The organism is Streptomyces sp. NBC_01260 (assembly GCF_036226405.1).
Classification (GTDB): Bacteria; Actinomycetota; Actinomycetes; order Streptomycetales; family Streptomycetaceae; genus Streptomyces; species Streptomyces laculatispora.
In genome coordinates this window covers 1,746,625-1,767,865 of record NZ_CP108464.1, presented here as the reverse complement: position 1 = coordinate 1,767,865, position 21,241 = coordinate 1,746,625, and the positions used below count along the sequence as shown (strand labels likewise).

General features: G+C 71.8%; 19 protein-coding genes and 2 pseudogenes. 4 read left to right on the top strand and 17 right to left on the bottom strand.

The annotated features are described in order from the left end of the window. Positions 1 to 142: 142 nt before the first annotated feature. The 3 genes from OG322_RS07715 to OG322_RS07705 are packed head-to-tail and all read right to left on the bottom strand — an operon-like array spanning position 143 to position 5,681. Positions 143 to 3,028: a hypothetical protein gene (locus tag OG322_RS07715; RefSeq protein WP_329306240.1), complete on the bottom strand. Its 2,886-nt coding sequence runs from the start codon at positions 3,026 to 3,028 to the stop codon at positions 143 to 145. A gap of 2 nt (positions 3,029 to 3,030) precedes the next feature. Beyond that, positions 3,031 to 4,290 (bottom strand): hypothetical protein, encoded by a 1,260-nt coding sequence (locus OG322_RS07710; protein ID WP_329306239.1) that lies wholly within the window; start codon positions 4,288 to 4,290, stop codon positions 3,031 to 3,033. Then, positions 4,290 to 5,681 (bottom strand): hypothetical protein, encoded by a 1,392-nt coding sequence (locus tag OG322_RS07705; protein WP_124285401.1) that lies wholly within the window; start codon positions 5,679 to 5,681, stop codon positions 4,290 to 4,292. Before OG322_RS07705 ends, OG322_RS07710 begins: the two co-directional genes overlap by 1 nt. A 124-nt stretch (positions 5,682 to 5,805) precedes the next feature. Between OG322_RS07705 and OG322_RS07700 the strand changes: the two genes are divergently transcribed. From OG322_RS07700 to OG322_RS07690, 3 genes are all read left to right on the top strand, one after another. Beyond that, entirely contained in the window at positions 5,806 to 6,231 is a 426-nt protein-coding gene (locus OG322_RS07700; protein WP_123462868.1) for a hypothetical protein, read from the top strand. A gap of 111 nt (positions 6,232 to 6,342) precedes the next feature. Then, positions 6,343 to 6,795, top strand: coding sequence for a hypothetical protein (locus OG322_RS07695; protein WP_123462870.1), 453 nt, complete (start codon positions 6,343 to 6,345; stop codon positions 6,793 to 6,795). Continuing rightward, positions 6,795 to 7,652 (top strand): DUF3592 domain-containing protein, encoded by an 858-nt coding sequence (locus OG322_RS07690; RefSeq protein WP_124285403.1) that lies wholly within the window; start codon positions 6,795 to 6,797, stop codon positions 7,650 to 7,652. The genes OG322_RS07695 and OG322_RS07690 overlap by 1 nt, the downstream gene beginning before the upstream one ends. Positions 7,653 to 8,152: 500 nt before the next feature. Here OG322_RS07690 and OG322_RS07685 read toward each other — a convergent pair. Then, positions 8,153 to 8,596 (bottom strand): annotated as a pseudogene (locus tag OG322_RS07685) (MmyB family transcriptional regulator); the annotation flags it as partial. Between OG322_RS07685 and OG322_RS07680 the strand changes: the two are divergent. Then, a pseudogene (locus OG322_RS07680) lies at positions 8,591 to 8,731 on the top strand (short-chain dehydrogenase); the annotation flags it as partial. The pseudogenes OG322_RS07685 and OG322_RS07680 sit on opposite strands and share 6 nt — an antisense overlap. 33 nt (positions 8,732 to 8,764) lie before the next feature. Here OG322_RS07680 and OG322_RS07675 read toward each other — a convergent pair. The 13 genes from OG322_RS07675 to OG322_RS07620 all read right to left on the bottom strand — a co-directional run bounded on the left by OG322_RS07675 (position 8,765) and on the right by OG322_RS07620 (position 21,196). Next, on the bottom strand, positions 8,765 to 9,481 hold the full coding sequence (locus tag OG322_RS07675) for a DUF6390 family protein (RefSeq protein ID WP_329306238.1): 717 nt from the start codon (positions 9,479 to 9,481) through the stop codon (positions 8,765 to 8,767). Then, positions 9,482 to 10,570 (bottom strand): hydrogenase expression/formation protein HypE, encoded by a 1,089-nt coding sequence (gene hypE / locus OG322_RS07670; protein ID WP_124286081.1) that lies wholly within the window; start codon positions 10,568 to 10,570, stop codon positions 9,482 to 9,484. A 50-nt stretch (positions 10,571 to 10,620) separates the two neighbouring features. After that, positions 10,621 to 11,724, bottom strand: a complete 1,104-nt coding sequence (gene hypD, locus OG322_RS07665) for a hydrogenase formation protein HypD (RefSeq protein ID WP_123462874.1) — start codon at positions 11,722 to 11,724, stop codon at positions 10,621 to 10,623. Then, on the bottom strand, positions 11,721 to 12,017 hold the full coding sequence (locus OG322_RS07660; protein ID WP_123462876.1) for a HypC/HybG/HupF family hydrogenase formation chaperone: 297 nt from the start codon (positions 12,015 to 12,017) through the stop codon (positions 11,721 to 11,723). The genes hypD and OG322_RS07660 overlap by 4 nt, the downstream gene beginning before the upstream one ends. Positions 12,018 to 12,064: 47 nt before the next feature. Beyond that, positions 12,065 to 14,629, bottom strand: coding sequence for a carbamoyltransferase HypF (hypF, locus tag OG322_RS07655; RefSeq protein WP_329306237.1), 2,565 nt, complete (start codon positions 14,627 to 14,629; stop codon positions 12,065 to 12,067). Between the two features lie 2 nt (positions 14,630 to 14,631). After that, positions 14,632 to 15,153, bottom strand: a complete 522-nt coding sequence (locus OG322_RS07650; RefSeq protein ID WP_123462880.1) for a hydrogenase maturation protease — start codon at positions 15,151 to 15,153, stop codon at positions 14,632 to 14,634. 210 nt (positions 15,154 to 15,363) lie between these two features. After that, positions 15,364 to 15,576: a hypothetical protein gene (locus tag OG322_RS07645; RefSeq protein WP_207316338.1), complete on the bottom strand. Its 213-nt coding sequence runs from the start codon at positions 15,574 to 15,576 to the stop codon at positions 15,364 to 15,366. Positions 15,577 to 15,612: 36 nt separating this feature from the next. Further along, complete coding sequence (locus OG322_RS41530) at positions 15,613 to 15,732, bottom strand: DUF6893 family small protein (protein ID WP_372446678.1); 120 nt, start codon at positions 15,730 to 15,732, stop codon at positions 15,613 to 15,615. Beyond that, a complete protein-coding gene (locus OG322_RS07640; protein WP_329306236.1) occupies positions 15,729 to 17,132 on the bottom strand; it encodes a hypothetical protein in 1,404 nt (467 codons plus the stop codon). The genes OG322_RS41530 and OG322_RS07640 overlap by 4 nt, the downstream gene beginning before the upstream one ends. Next, positions 17,129 to 17,812 (bottom strand): DUF6084 family protein, encoded by a 684-nt coding sequence (locus OG322_RS07635; RefSeq protein ID WP_123462886.1) that lies wholly within the window; start codon positions 17,810 to 17,812, stop codon positions 17,129 to 17,131. The genes OG322_RS07640 and OG322_RS07635 overlap by 4 nt, the downstream gene beginning before the upstream one ends. Further along, on the bottom strand, positions 17,809 to 18,462 hold the full coding sequence (locus OG322_RS07630) for a DUF5947 family protein (protein ID WP_329306235.1): 654 nt from the start codon (positions 18,460 to 18,462) through the stop codon (positions 17,809 to 17,811). The genes OG322_RS07635 and OG322_RS07630 overlap by 4 nt, the downstream gene beginning before the upstream one ends. After that, positions 18,459 to 19,403 (bottom strand): NifU family protein, encoded by a 945-nt coding sequence (locus OG322_RS07625; protein WP_123462888.1) that lies wholly within the window; start codon positions 19,401 to 19,403, stop codon positions 18,459 to 18,461. The genes OG322_RS07630 and OG322_RS07625 overlap by 4 nt, the downstream gene beginning before the upstream one ends. Beyond that, entirely contained in the window at positions 19,403 to 21,196 is a 1,794-nt protein-coding gene (locus OG322_RS07620) for a nickel-dependent hydrogenase large subunit (RefSeq protein ID WP_123462890.1), read from the bottom strand. The genes OG322_RS07625 and OG322_RS07620 overlap by 1 nt, the downstream gene beginning before the upstream one ends. Positions 21,197 to 21,241: the final 45 nt, after the last annotated feature.

Sequence of the window (21,241 nt, the reverse complement as noted above, 5' to 3'; positions counted from 1 at the left end):
GGAGCGAAAGGCACCGGTGCACTGCTGCGACGGGCGGTCGCGGCCTGCACGCATGGCCTTTCGGATGTTTCACTCGTACCGGTTGCCGGCGGAACTCCTGGCCACGGCCCTGGCCGACGTCGTCGCGGTATCTCGCTCGCGGTCACACGACGATGCAGGTCAAGGCCGCCCACAGCAGGGGCGAGTGCTCGATCCTGCCGCCGGCGCGCCAGCGGTCGAGTTGCTCGCGCTGCCAGCGGCCGAGCCGGTGCACGGGGTCGTGGTGCTCGTGGGCGGTGTCGACGGCGATGATCGCCTCCGACAGGGGGCGCAGGGACTCGGGCAGACCGGCCAGCCGGTGGAACGCGAAGCTGGTCGGCAGGACCCAACGGGTGGCGGTGACCAGTTCGGCACCGTTGTGCAGCATCGCCGTGGACAGGCCGAAGGACTCGGCGAACCGCAGATCGCCGCCGCTCTCGCAGCCGATCAGGGCGACACGCGGTGGCGCGGGCCAGATCCGCGCACCCGATTCCCCGTCCGCTCGCAGGGGAAGCGTGCCCAGCAGGAGGTCCTTGGCCGACAGAGGGCGGTGGGTGCGCACCGGCTCGGTCAGGCCGGTGCTGTCCGGTCCGCAGCACAGATGGAGGGTGCCGTCCTCGCTCTGCCCGCCTTCGACCGGTGCCCCGCTGACGTGCCCGACATACATCAGTCGGCGTGCCCCCTTGCGGAGCACGCCGCTCAGCCAGTCCCGGTCCAGATCGGTGCGGCGGAACGCCTCCGCCGGGGCGCCGAGGGACGGCTCGACGGCGCCAGTGTCGAGACGGCCCTGGACCAACGACAGCAGCTCCGAATCCGAGCCGGGCGGTCCCAGGACCGAGCCGAGCGGGGAATCGGCCCGGAATCCGGGCACCCGGGGATCGAGGACGAGGACGACCGGGCCGGTGTCACGCGCCGGACGGTCCGAGGTGTTCTGTCGTCGCAGTGACGTCGGCGCGGTGGTCACCACGTCCGCCAGATCGATGAGCCGGACATCGTCCTCATCGACGGCCAGCAGTTCCCAGGGGACCTGGGCGACCCGGGGCGAGGGCTGGATGCGTACCAGCGGGCGGCCCACGCGTTCCGACACCTGGCGTATTTGTGCCGTCAGCCCCTCCGGCCACAGCGCCTCGGCCAGCGTCCGCGCAAGCCGGTGCTCCGTGTCGTGACCGGCCAGCGCGCCCGTGGTGAAAGCCTGTCGCATGGCCTTTGCGCCCTCGCCCGCCCCGGGCAGCGCGGCGGCCAACTCGGCCACCGCCCGGTCGACTTCGGCGGCGGGCCCCTGGCCGGTACCGAACCCTCGGGCGCCGCCGGCCCATGTCCAGGTCATGAACAGGTCGCCGGCGTCGGCCAGCCGGATCTGGACCACCGGGCGGCTCGACAGCTCGTCGGTGATCCAGAACGGCACCTCGTCCTTGTCCACGATCCGACGCCGATAGCGGAACTCGGCCGCCGAGATGTACTCCTGGAGCGCGACCCGGCCGGATTCCGCCGACATCCGCACCTTCGGCGGCGGCGCGACGCGCAGGCCCGCGGAGGCGGCGGCCTCGGCCGCCACACCGCCCAGCGTCATCGCACCGCCGTCGGGGTGGCCGTACGCCTTCATGCCCGCGTCCGGAAAGACCGGTGCCGTGTCTTCGGGGGACGCGACGGAGCCCGGTGCACCGCCCCAGGCCAGTGCCGCGCCCGCGCAGCGGTGTTCCACCAGTTCGAAGAGGAGCCCCTGGTCCTGGCTGCGTACGGCGAGGCGGAAGACCAACCGCATGGCGTCGTCGGCCAGTTCCAGCCACTGGCTGCGCGCGTGGGCGGTGACGAAGTCGTGGCGCGCCGCGGCCAGGGTCAGTGCGGCGGGGACGGCGAGGGAGAGCGCGTTGGCGATGGACCGAGGCTCGTGGTCGCCGTGGTCGGTCCGGTTCAGGTTGTCCTCAAGGGTTCGCGCGAGCAGGAGATCGACCTGGGCACAGCGCTCGTGGATCTCCCGTTCCTGGTAGACGTCGCGGGCTTCCTGGGCCAGCCGCTTCATCTCCTCGGTGTCGCCCCGCTCGTACGAGTGCTGGGCGCCGAGCAGCATGGCGTCGGCGGCGGCGACCGCGGCGCCGAGTTGCGCGAACCGCTCCAGGCTCGCCGTGATGAGGTCGCTCGCTCCCGCGGCGTCGCCGCGCTGGGCGCTGATGAGGCTCCGGGACTGCTCACAGACCGCCAGTTCACCGAACCGTCGCTGTTCCTCGAAGAACGCGGACGCCTCGGTGAGCAACCGCTCCGCGCGGTCCGGTTCGCCCCGGTGCATCGCGATGTTCGCCCGGTGCACGAGCAGCGTCTGCTGCTCACCGGTGTCCCCCAACGCCCGGAAGCCGTCGTCCGCGCGGGCGAAGTAGTCCTCGGCCTCGTCGAACCGGCCGGTCGCGGAGCAGATCACGCCGAGCGAGGTCAGTAGACGTGGCGCGGTCTCCGCCGCGGTCGCCGGAGTGGTGGACAGCAGGAGCGTGGCCTGCTCCTCGGCCGTTCCCCACTCGCCCCGGTCCATCAGCAGGAGCATCCGGCTCAGGCCGGTCTCGGAGCCGCGCAGTCCGTCGGGATCGTCGAACTCGGCCAGTCCGGCCGCCGCCTCGTCGAGACACGCCAGCGCCTCGTCCAGACGTCCCGTCCTGCGCAGCAGGTCGGATCTGGCGATCAGTGTCCGCAGCACCACTTCCAGCCACAGTTGACGCCCCCGCGGCCCCATCGGCGCCGACGCGATGCCGTCGAGCAGGGCGCGAGAGCGGTCGACGGTGTCCTCAGCCCTGGGAAAATCGGAGGCGCCGAGGAGGACGCTCGTGAGGTCGGCCAGCAGGTGCGCGCGCAGGAACCGTACGTCGGGGGAGTCCTCCAGGGACTCGGCCAGGGCGAGCAGTTCCTCGTAGACGGCGTACGCGGCAGCGTAGTCCGCGGCCATGTGATGCTCGTGGGCCAGGGCGAAGCCGCTGTCGAACGGGTCTCCGTAAAGCTGTACCGGCGCGTTGTCCTCGTCCGTCATCCTCAGTAGTCCTCACTGGTGGCAGCGGCGGCGACGATCTCGGCGAGGAACGGCCCGGCGAAGGTGTCGAACGCCTGGGGCCGAACGGTGTCGGCCAGCCGGCGCCGGGCCAGGGCACGGATCGCGTCGCGGTCGGCGCGGCCGCCGAGGCTGGGGCCCGGGTCGAAGCCGGGCAGCAGGACACCGACCTCGACGAGCGGCGGCATCGGCGTGACAAGGGCCAGAGCCGGGTCCGGAGCAAGATCCAGAGTCGCCCGGCCGGCCCACAGATCGTCCCGTCTGGCCAGGGGCACCCGGTGCGGGCGACCACCGTTCACCTGGACCTCCGCGACGAGGGCCGGGTCGGCGGCGGGTGCCGCGTTGTGCGCGACGGCCTCGACCTCGATCTGCCGCTGCGCGCCGAGCGCGCGAGCGGTCCAGGACACCGCGTCCTCGGCGGCGTCGACGAACCCCGGCGGGTAGCGGCGCCAGTCGTTGGTCCCCGGTCCCCGGGCGATCACCCGGCCGCCGGCGGTGGGTGGAACGCCCGCCGCAAGGGCGTAGCCGTCCTGGTGGGCGAACAGCGCGCCGGGGTCGGCCGGGGTCCCGGCCGGACGGCGCTGGTCGAGGGCCGCACGGAGGCGGCGCAGCTCCGGCCAGTCGAGCCCGGCGCCGTCCGCCGCGTCGTCGACCATCCGCAGGACGCTCTCCAAGTGGCTTGCCGCGTCCGCCGGTTGTGCCGCCGAGCGCCACCACTCGGTCAGCGGGTCGAGGGCGGCCCGGTGCTCCTCGATCAGTTCGGCCGCGCAGTCGTCGGGCTGATCGCCGAAGTCGTCGAACAACTGCTGGCATCGGTGGGTCAGCGCGGCCAACTCCAGTCCGAGCACGTCCGCTTCGAGCTCCGCGATCCCGTCCGTGTACGACGTCGGCCACCACCGGGCCGCCCAGTGGCCGAAGCCGAGCCGGGCGGCGGCACCCGCGAGATCCGTCAGGCACGCCGTCACCCGTACCGAGGTCGGCCCGCCCGCCGCCGCGCACGTGTGCACAGCCGCGGCGACGCGCTCGCCGTAGACCGCCCACAGCCACTGCTGCGTCCGCCCCACGTCGTACACCTCTGCCACCGGCAGGGTCGCCGGGCCCGCGAGGACGGGCCAGAGCAGAACCGCTCCCGAGACGTCGAGAACCGCCTGGGTGAAGTCGGCACCGGCGAAAGGGCCGGCGGCGACCCGGATCGTGCCGTCCCCGTCCCTGCCGACGTGGACCTCCGTTCCGGCCCCCGCCATCACGCGCTCCTCGGCTTGGTCGCCGCCACGGCGGTTGCTGTCTCCGTCACCGACGTCGCCGACAGCGTGCGCAGCGCCGACCGGACCCTGGCGCGGTGGTCCATCATCACCGAGCGGGCGACGCCGTCGAGCACCGCCCAGGCCGACGCGAGGTCCCCCAGCGGTGCGCCGCGGACATCCCGCCCGTGCAGCCGCACCCACAGCCGCCGCATGTAGGCCGCCCAGGGGGTACGGAGGTCCTGGGCGAGGGCGTCCAGGGCACCGCCCTCCGGGTCGGGGCGGGGAGACACGGTCATCCTGCGGGCGCGCAGGACCGAAGCCTCCCGGCGCCAGCGGCTGTTGACGGCCCGGTGCGCCGCGGTCCGCCCCTGCGGACCTTCCCCGGTGCCCAGGGGATCGAGGCCGACCGCGAGCCGCCCGCCGAGGACGACGGTGACGCGCAGGCTCTCGTCGTGCAGGCCGAGCGGAGCGCAACTGCGGCCGACCTCCCGCCCGACGAGCTCCGGCAGCGTCGGCAGTTCCTCGCGCCGGGCCGACGAGTGCAGGACCAGGAAGAGCCGCTCGAAGAGCGTGCGGTCCAGCGGCGCGGGAAGCGTCGCGGTCGAGGCGCTCCGGCCGACCTCCGGGCACGCCGGCACCTGCCGCACGGTCAGCCCCAGATGGGCGGGCTGGTCCGCGCCGCCCCAGACCCCGCTCGCGTGCGCCCACAGGGCCCGGCCGAACAACCCGCCGTGCTCAGCCTCGACCATGGACGTGTACGCCGGGGAGCTCACCGCCTGCCCCGGCGCACCGCACACCCCCAGGACCTCGGCCGCCCGCGCCACCGCTTCGGCCACATCCGCGGCCGGAACCGTTCGACGGCTCTCCCACGCGGCGGTCAGTTCTCGGTCGAGCCGGGCGTGCCGTACGGCGTCCGCCAGATGATTCTTCAGCGCCTCCACCGTGCGCCCGCCGCCCGCGTCCGCCACGTCCTCGACCACGGCCCGGGCCACCGCGTCCGCACCGGCAGAGGGAGCTCCGTGCCGGGTGGCCAGTTCGAAGCACCGTTGGAAGTAGAGATCCTGGGGATTGCCCGCCACGACGCCCAAAGCCCTGCGGGCCTTCTTGAGCAGCGTGAACCACTGTGCCGTCGCCACAAGACGCGTACCGGACTCCCGGATCAGCGCGTCGAGGCGCGCGGCCTCGGCCGGCCCGAGGAAGTCCACCGCGAGTTCGGGACACAGCGCCGGCCTGACGACCAACGGCAGCACGATCAGCTTGACCGTCCGGGTCAGCGGCGCCCCACCGGGCCCGCTCAGCGCTTGAAGCCCCGGCCCGAGGTCACGCCAGGCCCGGTCGATGACCATGGCGCGCGGTCGGGGCTCACCGGTCGGCTGGCTCGGGGGCGGCATGGGGGGAGCGTACGTGGTCCACGAAAAGGCGGGCGAACCTGGGATCGGTAGGTGTCACGGCCCGCCTAGCCTTCCCCCCGTGCACCGCACCGGGCACCCGTCATCACCACAAGGAGCAGCAGTCATGGGAATCTTCGGGAAGCGGGGCAAGAACCGCGAGGAGCGGGCCGCCGAGATCGTCGGCAAGGTGGCGAGCGGCAAGGGCTTCTACGGGCGCACCACGCGCGCGTTCCTCGGCGCGGAGGACTTTGCCAAGGTCCAGCAGTCGATCGGCGCGTACCAGTCCGGCCACGACGTCCAGCAGTTGCTCGCCGCGGGGGTGCCGACCACACCCGTCGTCGTCGTGTCGGTCAGCGACACCGGCCGACTGGTCAACTTCGACCCGGTCGTCGACCTGGTCCTCCAGCCGCCCGGAACCACCGACCGGATCACCCTCCAGACCATCGTCTCCAAGCTGCGCATCCCCCGCACCGGCGACCAGGTACTGCTGATCGCCGACCCCGCCCGGCCGGGCGGCTACCTCTACGCCGGGGACGGCGTGACCCCGTGACCTCGCCACCGCTGTACGGGGCGCCGACGAACGCATACCACCCGCTCCCCGGTCTTGAGGCCCTGGCGGAACAGCCGGCGCGGAGCCCGGCCGGGACCCCGGAGCACTGACATGGGCGACGGCGGGGGCGGGATCCGGTGGACGCGGATGTCGAGGGCCGGCCGTGGGCAGTACGAAGCGGCCGCCCTGATGTGTCTGTGCGGACCGGTCATGATGGGCCTCGCCCTCTTCACCGGCGCGGACGTCGTGATCATCGGCATTGTGTTCACGGTGGTCTTCCTGCCCCTGGGCCTCGGACTCTGGGGCCACACCGTCACCGAGAGGGAACAGAACCGGCGGCTCGACGCCGTCGGGGTTCCGGCGGCCGCGGAGATCACCGGCCTGACCGACTTCGACTGGCACGGAGAGAGTCCCGGCGTGGAGGTCGGTCTGCGGGTCAGCGAGCCGGGGTTCCGGACGTTTGAGATGACCTGGCACCGCACCAACCATCCCGGCCTCCGCGCGGGCCTGCGGCTCACCGCCGTCGTGGATCCGGTCGGCGGTCTGTTCCGGGTAGATCTCTGATGTCTTGTCAGGAAGTGCTGGAATTCTGGTGGTTGCTGCCGACCTGCCTGGCCCTGCTCGGCTACGGCCGCTCGCTCGCCGGGGTGACCCGGGCCCAGCGCGCGGTGTGGGTGAAGGCGCGGATCGTGGCGGTGGGACAGCCGGCCCACGGCGCGTCCAAGAGGCCCGGCATACCGGTGACGATCGCGTTCCAGGACCCGGTCACCGGTCAGGAGTTCACCCTGCCGAACGCCGGAAGACACGGCGACGTGATCCAGGAGGCCTGGGTGGGGCGCGAGTTCGAGGTGCGCTACCCACCCGGCCAACCGCTCCGATTCGCCGTCGTGCTCGACGTCGCGGGCGAGAAGAACGGACGCGGCGGCCCCGACTGCGCAGTCATCCTGCTGCTCATCGGGCTGGTGATCCACGCGACCGTCCGCTGGGGATACCCGTGGGCGCTGCTCGGCTTCGGCGCCCTGCTGACCGCCCTCGCGGCGCGCAGCCGCGACATCCGCATGGTGAGCGCCCGCAACGTCCTGCTCGCCTCGGCGGTCGCCGTCCCGGCGAGTGTCGTGGCCGTCACCACGGACGTCTACGCCGACGACGAGGCCGGCGACATCGTCAACCACGCCCCCGTCGTCACGTTCACCACCCGCGAGGGCACGCACGTCACCGTCCTGTCCCGTGAGCACATCCCCGACCCCGGCCGCTCCCTCCACCGGGCCCTGACCATGCACTACGCCCCCACCGACCCGTCCGTCTGCACACCCGACCGCGCGGCCGACCGCCGATCCGGCGCGAGGAGCGTCGCCTTCGTGGCCGCCCTGCTGCTCACGGGGGTGGCGGCGGTCGTGGTCGGTGCGGTCGGGCTGGCGTGAAGGAGAGGCAATGCGCAGCCGTACCGGTGTGTTCGTCGGCAATCCGGTGTTCGACGCGCTCTGCATGTCGGCGTTCCCGTTCTTCCTCGTCGTGGGGTGCGCCGCTTGGCATGACGGCATGGACTGGGGCTGGGTGGTGGCCGGACCCGGCGCCGTCGGCACCGTCATGATCCCTGTCATGGCTGCCACCGCCACGCGGCAGGACGTCTCCAGGATCACGCGCGGGGACCGGGCGAAGGGCGCTGGCCTCTCCTGCGGCGACGACACGTTCGTGATGTGGGACGAGGTTCCTCCAGGCCGGCCGGGGCTCCGCAGCCGACGGAGTCGGGGCCCACCACCTCGACGGCGACATCGACGAGGTGCGCACCTGGGCCGGGGTACTGTCCGGCGAGGAGATCAACTCGCTCTGAACGGAACCGAGGTGGCGTCGGCCCGACTTCGCCGGCGGCGCGTTCGGCGCACCCCGACGGCTCCACGGCCGGACCGCGCCGCGACGCGGCTCAGCCGGGCACGTCCATGCGCTGCGTGCCGACGACCGACAACAGCCGCAGTACTTCCTCGGACGGTGAGCCGGGTGTGGCGGTGTAGATGACGACCCGCTGGTCGCGGTCCCGCAGGTCCAGGGCGTCGCAGTTGACCGTGACCGGGCCGACCAGCGGGTGCTGGAAGGTCTTGCGCAGGGTGGGTTCGGCGCAGACGTCGTGGGAGGCCCACAGCCGGGCGAACTCAGCGCTTCCGGAGAGGAGTTCGTCCACCAGCCGGGTCACCTCGGGATCGTCGGGGTAGCGGGCGGCGGTGGCGCGCAGTTGCCGGGCCGAGGCGCGGGCGAACCCGTCCGCGTCCGACACTGCGTACAGCCGCTGCCCCTGCGGGGCCGGCCCGAGGAAGACCTTGCGCACCAGATTGCGGTCGCGCGGTGCCAGTGCGGAGAAGTCCTCGACCACGTCTACGCCGTGAACCTCAGGGGCCCCTGGCTGGCCATGGTCGCCGAGGTCGCCGCGATCCGGGCGACCGGCGGGACGGGGGCCATCGTCAGCAACTCCAGCGTCGGCAGCCTGCGGGGCAACCCCGAGCTGCCCGGGCGCCCCCCTTCGTGCGTGCCGGGCCGTGGCCTACGGAACGAGCAGGCCCAGCCCGGTGCGGGTGCGCGCCTCGAAGGACTCGATGCGCAGGGCCTGCTCCTCGCTGAGCACGTCGCACACCCAGTCCCAGTGCAGTGCCACCCGGTCGCCGGGGGAGACGCCGTCGATCAGCGTCCGCCCGCCGGCCGAGAGGCGCACGGTCTCCTCCTGCCAGTCGCCGGTGGCGGTCGCGGTGCCGTCCCAGACCAGCGGACGGGACCGTACGGTCGCCACCTCGTCGCCGCCCGTGAGAACCTCGCCCGTCCGGATGCGGCACCGGTCCAGGACGGACAGGGCGGTCGGATTCCCGTCCGGCCGGAGCATCGGCGCCCACGGATACACCTCGAACACCTGAAAGCTGTGGTGGGCCAGGGCCCGCCGCGCCGCCTCACGCCAGGTACCGCCCAGCTGGCCGCGGAAACGGTCCGTCAGGCGTGCGACCAGGGCGGCGGGATCGGCCAGCTCCAGCAGCTCGTTGCCGATCCAGTAGGCCTCGACCACCCGCACATCGAGCGGGTCCGGGAGCCCGGCCGTCTCCGCGAGGAACTGGAGATAGCACCAGGCCCCCTCGAACTGCCGGGCCCGCCGCTCGATGTCGGCGGTCGCCTCCCGGCGCAGGAGGGCCGCCGCGTCAGCGGGTCCGCAGTAGCCGAGCTCATTGGGCGGGTACGCGTATCGCGCGAACATCAGCGCGCCCTCAGCGCTCACTCAGCAGATCCTCGGCAGTTGTTCGCCGATCGGCAGCCCGATCACCCGGCTCCCGCCCAGGCTCGTCCTCGCGACCACCATCCCGGCGTGATCCGGAACGCAGCTGCCGATCCTGCACGCGGACCGGCCCAGGGGGTGCGCCCGCATCGCGGCCAGCACCCGGTCCGCTTCCGCGGCGGGCACGATGGCGATCAGCTTGCCCTCGTTGGCCACCTGGAGCGGGTCGAGCCCGAGCAGACTGCACGCGTCCCGCACCGCGGGCGGCACCGGCAGCAGCCGCTCGACCAGCTCGATGCCCACCTCCGAAGCACGGGCGATCTCGTTCAGCGACGCGGAGACACCCCCGCGCGTGGGGTCCCGGAGCACATGGACGTCCGTACCGGTGGCGAGCATGGCGGCGACCAGCCCGTGCAGCGGAGCGGTGTCGCTCTCGACCGTCGTACCGAACTCCAGGCCCTCCCGGCAGCTCATCACCGCCACCCCGTGCACCCCGATGTCGCCGCTGACGAGCACGGCGTCGCCGGGGCGCGCCCGGCGCGCGTGAATGTCGACACCGGCCGGCACCACGCCGATGCCCGAGGTGTTGAGGTAGACGCCGTCACCACTGGCGCGCTCCACGACCTTGGTGTCCCCGGTGACCAGCCGGACGCCGGCGGCCTCGGCCGCCCGGCCCACCGCCCGCGCGATCCGGCCGAGGACGCTCAGCTCGGTGCCCTCCGCAAGGATGAAGGCGGTCGACAGGAACAGCGGATTCGCACCCGACATGGCCAGGTCGTTGACCGTCCCGTTCACCGCCAGGTCACCGATCGACCCGCCCGGGAAGAACATCGGCTTCACCACGAACGAGTCCGTGGAGAAGGCGAGACGGGTGTCGGAGCCGACCGTCAGGACGGCCGAGTCACCGAGCTCGGCGGCTGCCGCGGCCCCGTACGCGGGCAGGAACAGATGCTCGATCAGCTCGCCGGACATCGCGCCGCCGCCACCGTGGCCCATCACGATGGACGGGACGTCCCGCAGCGGCAGGGGACAGGTCCATCCCTCGAAGTCCAGCCCGGCCGGCCCCGGCAGCGCGTCGCAGGCGTCGCCCATCGTGCCGGTCATGTCCTGCGTCGCTTCAGTCAAGTCCTGCATGGCGTCCGTCACTTCGCATCGACCAGTTCCAGGCGGCGGTGGGTGTAGTACGCGGCGCACGCGCCCTCGGACGACACCATGGTCGCGCCGAGCGGGTTCCTCGGCGTGCATTCCTTGCCGAACGCCTCGCACAGGTGCGGTTTGATCAGGCCCTGGAGGACCTCGCCCGATCGGCAGAGCGACGACTCGGCGGTGTGGATGTCCGCCACGTCGAACCGCTGCTCCGCGTCGAACTCCCGGTACTTCCCGGAGAGCCGCCAGCCGCTGCGGGGAATCGCCCCGATGCCGCGCCAGGTCCGGTCCGTCACCTCGAAGACGTCGGCGAGCATCTTCATGGCGGGCGCGTTGCCCTCGTCGCGTACGGCCCGGGGGTAGGCGTTCTCCACCTCGTGGCGGCCCGCTTCGAGCTGGAGGACGGTCCGGCGGACGCCTTCGAGGATGTCCAGCGGCTCGAAGCCGGTGACCACGATCGGAACCTTGTACTTCTGCGCCAGCGGAGGGTACTCGGCCGTCCCCATCACACTGCACACATGACCGGCGGCGAGGAACGCCTGCACCCGGCAGGCCGGGGACTCCATGATCGCGGCGATCGCGGGCGGTACCAGGACGTGGGACACCAGCAGCGAGAAGTTCCTGACCCCCAGCTGCTTGGCCTGGTACACCGTCATCGCGTTGGCGGGGGCGGTGGTCTCGAACCCGATCCCGAAGAAGACGACCTCACGGTCCGGGTTCTCGCGGGCCAGTTTCAGCGCGTCGAGGGGTGAGTACACCACGCGTACGTCGCCGCCGGCGCTCTTGACGGAGAACAGGTCCTGGCTGCTGCCCGGCACGCGCAGCATGTCGCCGAACGAGCAGAAGATGACACCGGGGCGGGCGGCGATCGCCAGTGCCCGGTCGATGGTCTCCAGCGGGGTGACACAGACGGGACATCCCGGCCCGTGGATCATCTCCACGCCTTCGGGGAGGAGCTGGTCGATGCCGTGCCGGATGATCGAGTGGGTCTGTCCGCCGCAGACCTCCATCATCGCCCACTTCTGCGTGGTGGCCGCATGGATCTCGTCGATCAGCTTCTTCGCGAGGTCGGGGTCGCTGAACTCTTCGAGGTACTTCACCGGCCGGCTCCTTCGGGTGACGTGCTCTGCTGTGCGGCGAGTTCGAAGCCGTCCCCGAACTCCTCGGCGAGGATGCCGAGCCGTTCGAAGTTGGCCAGGGTGTCCTGGGCGGAGGCTTCGTCGAGGCGCTGAATGGCGAATCCGACGTGCACGATGACGTATTCACCGACGGTCACATCGGGGATGTACTGGAGGCACACCTCTTTGCGCACCCCACCGAAGTCGACCTCGGCCATCACGGTGCCGTCGACTTCTGCGGTACTGAGGACACGCCCCGGAACAGCGAGACACATGGTTTCTCTTCTCTGTGAATCCCTTGGGTACGGGAGGCGCCGGGCGGTCAGCCGGCCGCGGCGATCATGAGCTGGCCGAGGGCGATCCCGCCGTCGTTCGGCGGGAGCAGCCGGGGCCGCAGGACGGTGAAACCTGCCTCCGCCAGGCCCTGTTGCGCTGCTTCGAGCAGTACGGCGTTCTGGAAGACGCCGCCGCCCAGAGCCACGGTGCCGAGACCGGTGTGCGTACGGCAGTGGTCTGCGAGTTCGATGACCATGGCGGCGACGGACGCGTGGAAGCGCGCGGCGATCAGCCCGGCGGGAACGCCGGCCCGTACGTCGGACACGACGGCCCGGACGACCGGCCCCGGATCGGCGATCGCGGGCTCCTCGCCCGTTGCGGGCCGGATGCCGAAGCGGTAGCCGCCCTCGGCAGCGGCGGGGACACCGTGTGCGCCCCGGGCCAGCCCCTCCAGCTCCATGGCGGCCTCCGCCTCGTACGCCACCTCGTGCCGGACGCCGGTCAGGGACGCGACGGCGTCGAAGAGCCGGCCCATGCTCGACGTGGGCACGCAGCCGAACCCGGTGGCGAACTGATGCGCCAGCACGTCGCGTTCCGCGGGCGGGCACGCGGCGACCGCGGGCAGGTCCCCGTCCCAGGGGATGCCGGCCGCGTACAGGTGCGCCAGAGCCATCCGGTACGGACGCAGCACACTCGCGTCGCCCCCGGCCAGCGCTGCGTAACCCAGGTGCGCGGCCCTGTGGAAGGACGCGTAGCCCGCCACCAGGACCTCACCGCCCCAGGCCGCGCCGTCGTCGCCGTGACCGGTGCCGTCGAAGGCGATGCCGATCACGCGCTCGTCCGCGCCCAGACCGTGCTCGGCCATCACGGACGCGATGTGGGCGTGGTGGTGCTGCACCGTGCGGACCGGCCGCCCGGCCGCGTGCGCACGGGCCCAGCCGGCCGAGTGATAGCCGGGGTGACGGTCGGCCACCAGCCGGGCGGGCGCCACCCCGGTGAGGTCTTCCAGATGCCTCTCGCTACGGGTCAGCGCGTCCACCGTGGACAGGTCGTCCATGTCGCCGATGTGCTGGCTCAGCCAGGCGTAGCGGCCCTCGCCCAGCGCACAGGTGTTCTTGAGGTCGGCGCCCACGGCGAGCGTCGGCTCCACGTCGAAGGGCAGTGCGAGCGGCAGCGGGGCGTATCCCCGCGAGCGGCGGATCGGCAGCTCGGCACCGGCCACCCAGCGGCTGACCGAGTCGTCGCACGGCACATGGATGCGCCGGTCGTGGCGCAGCCAGGCGTCGACCAGCGGGGCCAGCGCGGTGAGGGCGGCCTCGTCGTCGGTGACGATCGGCTCGCCCGACAGATTGGCGGACGTCATGACCAGCGCGTCCGGGCCCGGCCGGTCGGCACCGAGCCCGAAGAGCAGGACGTGCAACGGGGTGTACGGAAGCAGCAGTCCGAGGTCGGGGCTCCCGGGCGCCACGGCATCGGACACACCGGAGCCGGACGCCCCGGACCCGGCCGAGTCCCGTCGGGGCAGGAGGACGATCGGCCGGCGGCCGCCGGTCAGGAGCTCCTCCTCCTCGGCCGTGACGGTCACCAGCTCCCGCGCCACGTCGAGCCCCGGCACCATCACCGCGAAGGGCTTCGAACCGCGCCGCTTGCGCCGGCGCAGCTCGGCCACGGCCGTGCCGTTTCGGGCGTCGCACACCAGGTGGTAGCCGCCGAGCCCCTTGACCGCGATGATTCCGCCGCCGGCGAGCAGCTCCCGAGCGGCCCGCAGCGCGTCCTCGTCACGGGAACGGGGCAGCCCGTCCCCGCCGACCAGTTCGAGCCGCGGTCCGCAGTCGGGGCAGGCGATCGGCTGGGCGTGGAAGCGCCGGTCACGCGGATCCTCGTACTCCGCCCGGCAGGCCCCGCACATCTCGAAGTCCGCCATCGTGGTGGCGGCCCGGTCGTACGGGAGACCGGTGACGATCGTGAACCGGGGACCGCAGTGCGTACAGGTGATGAAGGGGTGGCGGTGGCGCCGGTTCGCCGGGTCGGCCAGCTCGTCGAGGCAGTCCCGGCAGGTGGCGGTGTCGGGCGAGACGAGTGTCCTGGCCCGGCCGCCCCCGCTGGACTCCTCGATCGTGAAGCCCGTACCGCCCCGCGTCGGCTGTTCGCTGGTGCGCACGTCCTCGACGACCGCGAGCGGCGGGGCGTCGGTACGGAGCCGGCGGCCGAACTCCTCCACCGCGTCGGAGGGTCCCTCGACCTCGGCGAGCACCCCGTCGCCGGTGTTCGTCACCGTGCCCGTGAGCATCAGCTCGGAGGCGGTGACGTAGACGAAGGGCCGGAAGCCCACGCCCTGCACGACCCCGCGCACCTCGAACCTGCGCCGGACCCGCTCCGCCCGGCCGCGGCCCATCATCTCCAGGCCGGACAGGGCCTTGCGGGCCTTCGCCCGGTCGATGAGCTCGACGGCGAAGCCCATGTGAAGAAGCACCCAGTCGTCGCAACCGGGTGCCTCGTCGAGCATGCCGATGTTGACGCGGCGTCTGGCGCCCTCCACATCGACCAGAGCCAGCTGGCCCGCATACCCGTCCACGATTTCCACGACGCGGCCAGGAATGCCTAGGCACATGATCAGGATCTCCGGGGTTCGGCGCTCTTCACGGACGCGTTCGGGACGGGTGGTCCGGCCGGCACGAGCTGCCGGACCAGGGTGTGCACTGTCTGGACGGCCTCGGGCACCGCGCTTTCGACGGCTTCGCTGAGCCCGATGCCCTCCTCGACTCCGGCGGGTGTGCAGCCGACGAGGTAAGTGAGCGGAAGAGTACCGCCCAATTGATCCAGGTTTGCAAGGACAGCGACCGGATTCATCCCATGGGCGTCGAATTCACCCGTACCGAGGTCCTCCGCGCCGATACGCAGCACCGTCAGCTCCCCGGGCGCCCCGCCCCCCGGGTACGCGTCGACCAGCACCAGCGCGTCGTACCCGTCCAGCAGGTCGTACGCGAGGTGCATGCCACGGATGCCGTAGTCCACCACCCTTGCCTGCGGCGGCAGTCCGCCGTCGCGGGCCAGCCGGCGGACGGCCTCCGGGCCGAAGCCGTCGTCGCCGAGGAACAGATTGCCGATGCCTGCCACCAGTACCCGGGCGGCCACGTCAGGTCCGGTCCCCGGCGCGCGGGGTGCGCGGCCGGCGGGACGGCCTCGTGCCGCCGGCCGATGTCCCGGACCCCTCGCTGTGCCGGACGGCCTCCTCGCACGGCGGCACGACCCTGTGCCCGGTGTCCGTGCAGTCCGTCCGGCCCGGTTCGTTCGTCCTGATGAGCTCCCCCCGCGCCCGCGGTCCCCGGCCGGGTGGTCCGGGCATCAGCCGCCGCCGGACTGGAGGTCGGGCGAGTCCGGGTCACGGGGCTCCTGCGGCTGTACGGAGGTGTCCGACTTCTTGTCCGAGGTGCCCGAGGGGCGGTCACTCGGACCACCCGACGGTTTGTCCGAGCCGGTGTCGCGTGACCCCTTCGGGCCCCGTTCCTCCTGCGGCTCCTCCGCGACGGTGCTGTCCTTCTTCGGCGTGTCGGCCATGGGATGCACTTCCTCACTCACATCGGAATTCACGACTCACATCGAACGGATGCGCAGATAGCGGCGGACGTCGGGGATCGACTTGATGCCGACGCCCACGGCGACCAGTGCCACGGCCGCCGCCACACCGGCGGTGATGATGCCCACGATCTTCACGATGGGTTCTCCTCTCGGATCCGCGCCGTCTCCTGGACGGTCAGCGGTGTCAGCTCGTCGGGTGCGAAGTAGAAGTAGCGGCCGTACCAGTCGTGCAGGTCCGCTGCCGGGTCGTCGACGAGGACCAGGGCGACGTGCGTGCCGCCGTCCACGTCCGAGAGAACCGCGGTCACCCGGGCCACCTGGCCGGCGAAGAACAGATCCTGCGCGTCGGCACGCCGGGACGGATGGACGCGGACCAGGCTGTCCTTGGCCACCCGGACCCCGTCGATCACCACCGCGTCGCTCCCCGGCCGTACCGAGGCATCGGCCGCCGGGTCCCACCAGGGGGCGCCCGAGGTGTCGAAGGCGGCGGGCTCCACGTCCCGCACGTCGGCCGCGGGCTCCACGACGGCCGCGGGCTGCGGCCGGTGGGGGTCGCGCAGCAGTCCGTGCAACTGCTGGAGGCCGGCGGGCGACATACCGTCGCAGCGGTCGATGATCTCCCTGGCGCGGGGGTCGGTGGCCCGCGCCTCCGCCTTCTCCGCCTCCGTCATGGTCATCACCCGGAGGGTCAGGATCTCGTCGATCTCGGTCGAGTCGAACAGGGCGCCCGGGCTCTGCTCGGCGACCTCCGGGTAGTCGTACAGGATGATCGGCGCACCGAGCAGGATGTCCGTCGTCCCCTTCGGACCGGCGAGCACGGGCCAGCACCTGCGCTGCCGGCAACGACCGGCGGCGCCCGCCGCCCCGGCGGGCGGTTCGAGCAGCGAGACGAACTCCGCGTCGTGCGCCCGCAGCAGCAGATGCGCGCCGATCAGCGAGGCCCGGATCGCGTCGTCCTTGGTGGCCGCCGGCTCCGGGTGCTCGTTGCGCACCGCCACCGAGAGGCGCACATATCCGTCGTCCACGAAGGTGTCCGTACGGATACGGACCGTCAACGGCAGCCGCCGCCGCACGATCCGGCCCACCACCGCGCCCCGCGCGTCGGTCACCGGCTCGCTGTCCTCACCGCCGGGGACCTCATGGACGGTGTCCGTCGGCTCACCCAGCGGCAGCGCGGCCAGCACGACTTCCCGCTCGACCGCCTCGTCCCAGGACAGCACCGGGACCCCGTCCACGGTGAGCTGGTCGACCGGCACCTCCACCCCGTCCGCGCCCGGGCTCCGCACCTCGCGGACCTGGAGTTGGAGGAAGCGCAGATGTACGGTGACGGCCGCCGGTCCGTCGTGCGGTGCCAGCAGGCACTGCGTCTCCATCTCCGGCTGCTCGCCGAAACTCGCCGGTGCGGCGTTCGGCGGGCCGAGGACCCCGAACTGCCAGCGCGAGCGGTTCTTGTGGGAGCTCGCCCGGTACGGGTAGAGCAGGTAGCCCTCGTACAGGACGGCGTCGGCGATCGAACGCACCTGGTCAAGGCTCATCGCGGGACCACCTCGTCCGAACGCGTCCGGTCACCGCTCACAGGACTCACCTCGTCGTGCTCGGCCAGGAGGGCCTGGACCGTCTCGTCCCAGCTGATCAGCCCGCGCCGGGCCCGGAAGTCCGCGAAGCGCGCGAGCACCTCGTGGTCCAGCCTGATCCAGCCGGTGTTCGGGAAGTGCGCCGCCACCATGCGCCGCCACACCTCGACCGGCATGGAGTGGCGGGCCTCGCAGTCCCACGGCACCTGCTCCACCCCGAAGCCCTTGCTGCCGCGGGTGAAGACCGTGCCGGAGAACATCAGGGCGAGCGGGACCGAGCCCTCTCCCAGGGCGTGCAGATAGCGGGAGCCGATCACGTCGAAGTCGTACGTACAGGGCAGCGCGAGGTCGACCTCGGTGGCCCCGCTGAACCCCTGCACCGTGGTGTCGCAGCTCATCCACTGGAACGGCTTCAGGGTGTCCGTCCAGCGGTCCCGGCCGCCGAACAGGGCGTGCAGACCGCTCTGTTCGGCATCGTCGTAGTGGCGCCGCTGCGGCTCGATGCGGACCTGGCAGTGCAGCGCGATGGCGTGGATCCGCCGGCCCGTCCGCTCCTCGATCCGCAGCCGCGCCGTCAGCTGCGGCGCGGCCGCGTACGGCTCGGCGAAGACGTCGAGGACGGAGAACGCGAAGTCGTTCACGTCGCCCCGATCCCCGCGGCGGGCCGGCTGCGCTCCGCCACCCGGGCGAAGAAGGCCTCCATCGCGGTGCGTGCCTCGGAGCCGCCGTCGAAGCCGCGCCACAGCGTGCGCAGTTGCCCCACCAGCTCGTAACAGGCGTCGATCGGCACCAGATGGCACGAACCGCCGCTCCCCGGAGTGCGCCGGATCAGCAACGCCTCGACATCGGGACGCAGCCCGGCGAGCTCCGGGCTCGACTCGACGACGGCCGCCCAGGCGTCCAGCGGCAGTTCCGATTCGGTGGCCCCGGCCGGACCCGGATAGAACGCGACCATGCGGTCCTGGACCGAATTGCGGAACAGGAAGGCGAGCCCGACCGGGATCTGCAACTCGTCCCAGGCGCGCCCGTCCACGGTCAGCCCGGCGAAGTGCAGATAGCGCTCGGGGACCGCCCGGTAGCGCAGCTGCGCCGCCTCGTCGGTGAACAGCAGGTAGCAGGCCCGGCAGCCGCACATCAGGGCCCGGCTGTCGAGGTTCACCACATGGGAGTGGCTCTCGCCGATCGGCTCCGCACACATCTCGCAGCGCTCCCCGGCGAGGGGCGGCGGCCGGTCGCGACTGAGGCGCAGCAGCGTGGACGCCGGGGAGGTGGAACGGCCGGCCGCGATCACGGCGCCACCGCCGCGGGCACCGACACGGAGACCTCGCCGCCGTCCGACAGCAGCGGCAACGGGGCCAGATGGGCGCCGTCCTCGTCGAGGCAGACACCCGCCCGCCGCACGTCGTAGTGCGCCCGGCAGCCGGCGCAGCGCAGGATCGCGTCCCCTGAGCCACCGCCCAGCCGCCGCGCCAGAGTGGCACCCTCGAACGGCCGCTCGCAGCGCGCGCACCGGTCCTCGAAGGCGAAGAGGTCCGCACCCACCCGGCAGGCCACGACCGGCATCCGGCCGACCTCCATCCGGGCCACGGCACCGGATTCCAGCCCCGCCAGCTCGGGCACGACCTCCCACGACGCGCCGTCGTCAGGGGCGGCTTCGGTATCCGTGTGGAGCCGGGAGAACAGCGAGTCCACCGGCACCAGCGGCCCCGCCGCCCCGGACTCCTGCTCGGCGGCGGTCTCGACCTCGATCGAGGTGATCTCCGGAGCCGCCGCCTCCACCGCACCCTGCACGGCCAGCTTGAGCGTGACCGAGGACGACGGGCAGCCGTCGCAGCTGCCCAGCAGCCGCAGCCGGACGGTGCCCTCGTCGGTCACGGCGAGCAGCTCCACATCACCGCCGTGCGAACCCAGATACGGCCGCACGCTCTCCAGCGCCTGCTCGACCCGGGTCTCCACGCCGTACGGGTGCAGCCCGTGCACCAGCAGGACGCTGGCCACCAGGTCGTCGCCGGCCAGGGCGGCCAGGACCTCGTCGTCCAGCCGCCCCTGGTCGTGCACGAGGTCGAGCAGCCGCTCCAGCCCGGCGCCGTAGAAGTCGACGACCAGCCGGACCAGTTCCTCGCTGCGCTCACGGGCGACCGCGCCGCCCGAGCCGCTGGCGGCGATCAGGGTGTCGATGCGGTCACCGGTCGTCCGCCAGTCGGGTGCCTGCGGGGATTCCTCCCGCGCCATCACTCGCTGCCCGCGGACTGGGTGGGGGAGTGCAGGAGTTCCAGCTTCTTGCCCTCGCCGAGATACATGTGCACGCCGCAGGGCAGACAGGGGTCGAAGCTGCGCACCGTGCGCATGATGTCGATGCCCTTGAAGTTCTCGCGGTCGTTCTCCTCGAAGATCGGCTGGCCCTGCACGGCGTCCTCGTAGGGACCCGGCGTGCCGTACGTGTCGCGAGGACTCGCGTTCCACGGGGTCGGCGGGTACGGGTGGTAGTTGGCGATCTTGCCGTCCCGGATCACCATGTGGTGCGACAGCACACCGCGCACCGCCTCGGTGAACCCGCAGCCCACGCCCTCCTCGGGCACCTCGAACTTCTCCCAGGTCTTGGTGTTCCCGGACCTGATCTCCGCGAGCGCCTTCTCCGCGAAGTGGAGCGCGCAGGCGGCCGCGTAGGCCTGGAAATAGCTGCGCGCCCGGTTGCGCTCGATGGTGTTGCTCCACTTGGGGACGTGCCACTCCAGCTCGACCGGCCCCTTGAGCGCGGTCTTGGGGAGGTTGATCTTGACGCTGTGTCCGGTGGCCTGGATGTAGCCGATGTCGACCAGGCCGGCCAGCGCGGTGGTCCACAGCCGCGCGAGCGGTCCGCCGCCCGTGTCGAGCGCCAGGTAGTCCTTGCCGTCGAACCACCGAGGCGACATGACCCAGCTGTACTTGTCGTCCAGGTCCCGCTTCTGCGGCTGCGGGTTGGTGTGCTGGTTCCACGGGTGGCGCCGGTCGACCGGGTTGCCGAGCGGATCGTGGGACACGAACGTCTCCTGCTCGTCCCAGTCGTTGTAGTACGACGAGCCGAGCAGGATGCGGATGCCGAGATTGATCTTCACCAGGTCGGTGGTGACCAGCTTCCCGTCGACGACGACACCGGGGGTGACGTACATCTTCCGTCCCCAGTCGGTCATGTCCTTGTACTCGAAGTTGCAGTGTTCCGGGTCCTGGAAGGAACCCCAGCAGCCCAGCAGGATGCGCCGGTTGCCGACCTGCTCGTAGCCCGGCAGGGCCTCGTAGAAGAAGTCGAAGAGGTCGTCGTGCATCGGCACGACCTTCTTCATGAACTCGACGTACCGCTGGAGCCGGGTGATGTAGTCCGTCATCAGCTGGATGGTCGCCACGGTGCCGACGCCGCCGGGATACAGCGTGGAGGGGTGGACGTGGCGCCCCTCCATCAGACAGAACATCTCCCGGGTCATCCGGCTGACCTGGAGCGCCTCGCGGTAGAACTCGCCGGTGAACGGGTTCAGCGACCGCATGATGTCGCCGATGGTCTTGTATCCGTGGGCGTCGCCGTGCGGGGACTGGGTGCGGTTGGCCTGCTCCAGCACCCCGGGGTTGGTCTCCGCGACCATCTTCTCGCAGTAGTCGACCCCGACCAGGTTCTCCTGGAAGATGTTGTGGTCGAACATGTACTCCGCGGCCTCGCCGAGATTGACGATCCATTCGCCCAGGTGCGGCGGCTTCACCCCGTAGGCCATGTTCTGCGCGTAACAGGAACACGTGGCGTGGTTGTCACCGCAGATTCCGCAGATGCGACTCGTGATGAAGTGCGCGTCCCGCGGGTCCTTTCCCTTCATGAAGACCGAATAGCCGCGGAAGATGGAGCTGGTGCTGTGGCACTCGGCGACCACCTTCTGCTTGAAGTCGATCTTGGTGTAGATACCCAGACTGCCGACGATCCGGGTAATGGGATCCCACGCCATTTCGACCAGGTCGTTCTTTCCCTGGCCTCCCCCGGCACCCTTGTGCTGCGTCGCGGTCATGTGCGCCGCCTCATCTTTCTGTCCGTTGCGGTGATTGCGCGGTCA

Excerpts from the sequence above, each read along its gene's own strand:
- OG322_RS07715 (WP_329306240.1), bottom strand. The coding sequence starts at position 3,028 with ATGACGGACGAGGACAACGCGCCGGTACAGCTTTACGGAGACCCGTTC.
- OG322_RS07710 (WP_329306239.1), bottom strand. The coding sequence starts at position 4,290 with ATGGCGGGGGCCGGAACGGAGGTCCACGTCGGCAGGGACGGGGACGGC.
- OG322_RS07705 (WP_124285401.1), bottom strand. The coding sequence starts at position 5,681 with ATGCCGCCCCCGAGCCAGCCGACCGGTGAGCCCCGACCGCGCGCCATG.
- OG322_RS07700 (WP_123462868.1), top strand. The coding sequence starts at position 5,806 with ATGGGAATCTTCGGGAAGCGGGGCAAGAACCGCGAGGAGCGGGCCGCC.
- OG322_RS07695 (WP_123462870.1), top strand. The coding sequence starts at position 6,343 with ATGGGCGACGGCGGGGGCGGGATCCGGTGGACGCGGATGTCGAGGGCC.
- OG322_RS07690 (WP_124285403.1), top strand. The coding sequence starts at position 6,795 with ATGTCTTGTCAGGAAGTGCTGGAATTCTGGTGGTTGCTGCCGACCTGC.
- hypE (WP_124286081.1), bottom strand. The coding sequence starts at position 10,570 with ATGGGCGACGCCTGCGACGCGCTGCCGGGGCCGGCCGGGCTGGACTTC.
- OG322_RS07660 (WP_123462876.1), bottom strand. The coding sequence starts at position 12,017 with ATGTGTCTCGCTGTTCCGGGGCGTGTCCTCAGTACCGCAGAAGTCGAC.
- hypF (WP_329306237.1), bottom strand. The coding sequence starts at position 14,629 with ATGTGCCTAGGCATTCCTGGCCGCGTCGTGGAAATCGTGGACGGGTAT.
- OG322_RS07645 (WP_207316338.1), bottom strand. The coding sequence starts at position 15,576 with ATGGCCGACACGCCGAAGAAGGACAGCACCGTCGCGGAGGAGCCGCAG.
- OG322_RS07640 (WP_329306236.1), bottom strand. The coding sequence starts at position 17,132 with ATGAGCCTTGACCAGGTGCGTTCGATCGCCGACGCCGTCCTGTACGAG.
- OG322_RS07625 (WP_123462888.1), bottom strand. The coding sequence starts at position 19,403 with ATGGCGCGGGAGGAATCCCCGCAGGCACCCGACTGGCGGACGACCGGT.
- OG322_RS07620 (WP_123462890.1), bottom strand. The coding sequence starts at position 21,196 with ATGACCGCGACGCAGCACAAGGGTGCCGGGGGAGGCCAGGGAAAGAAC.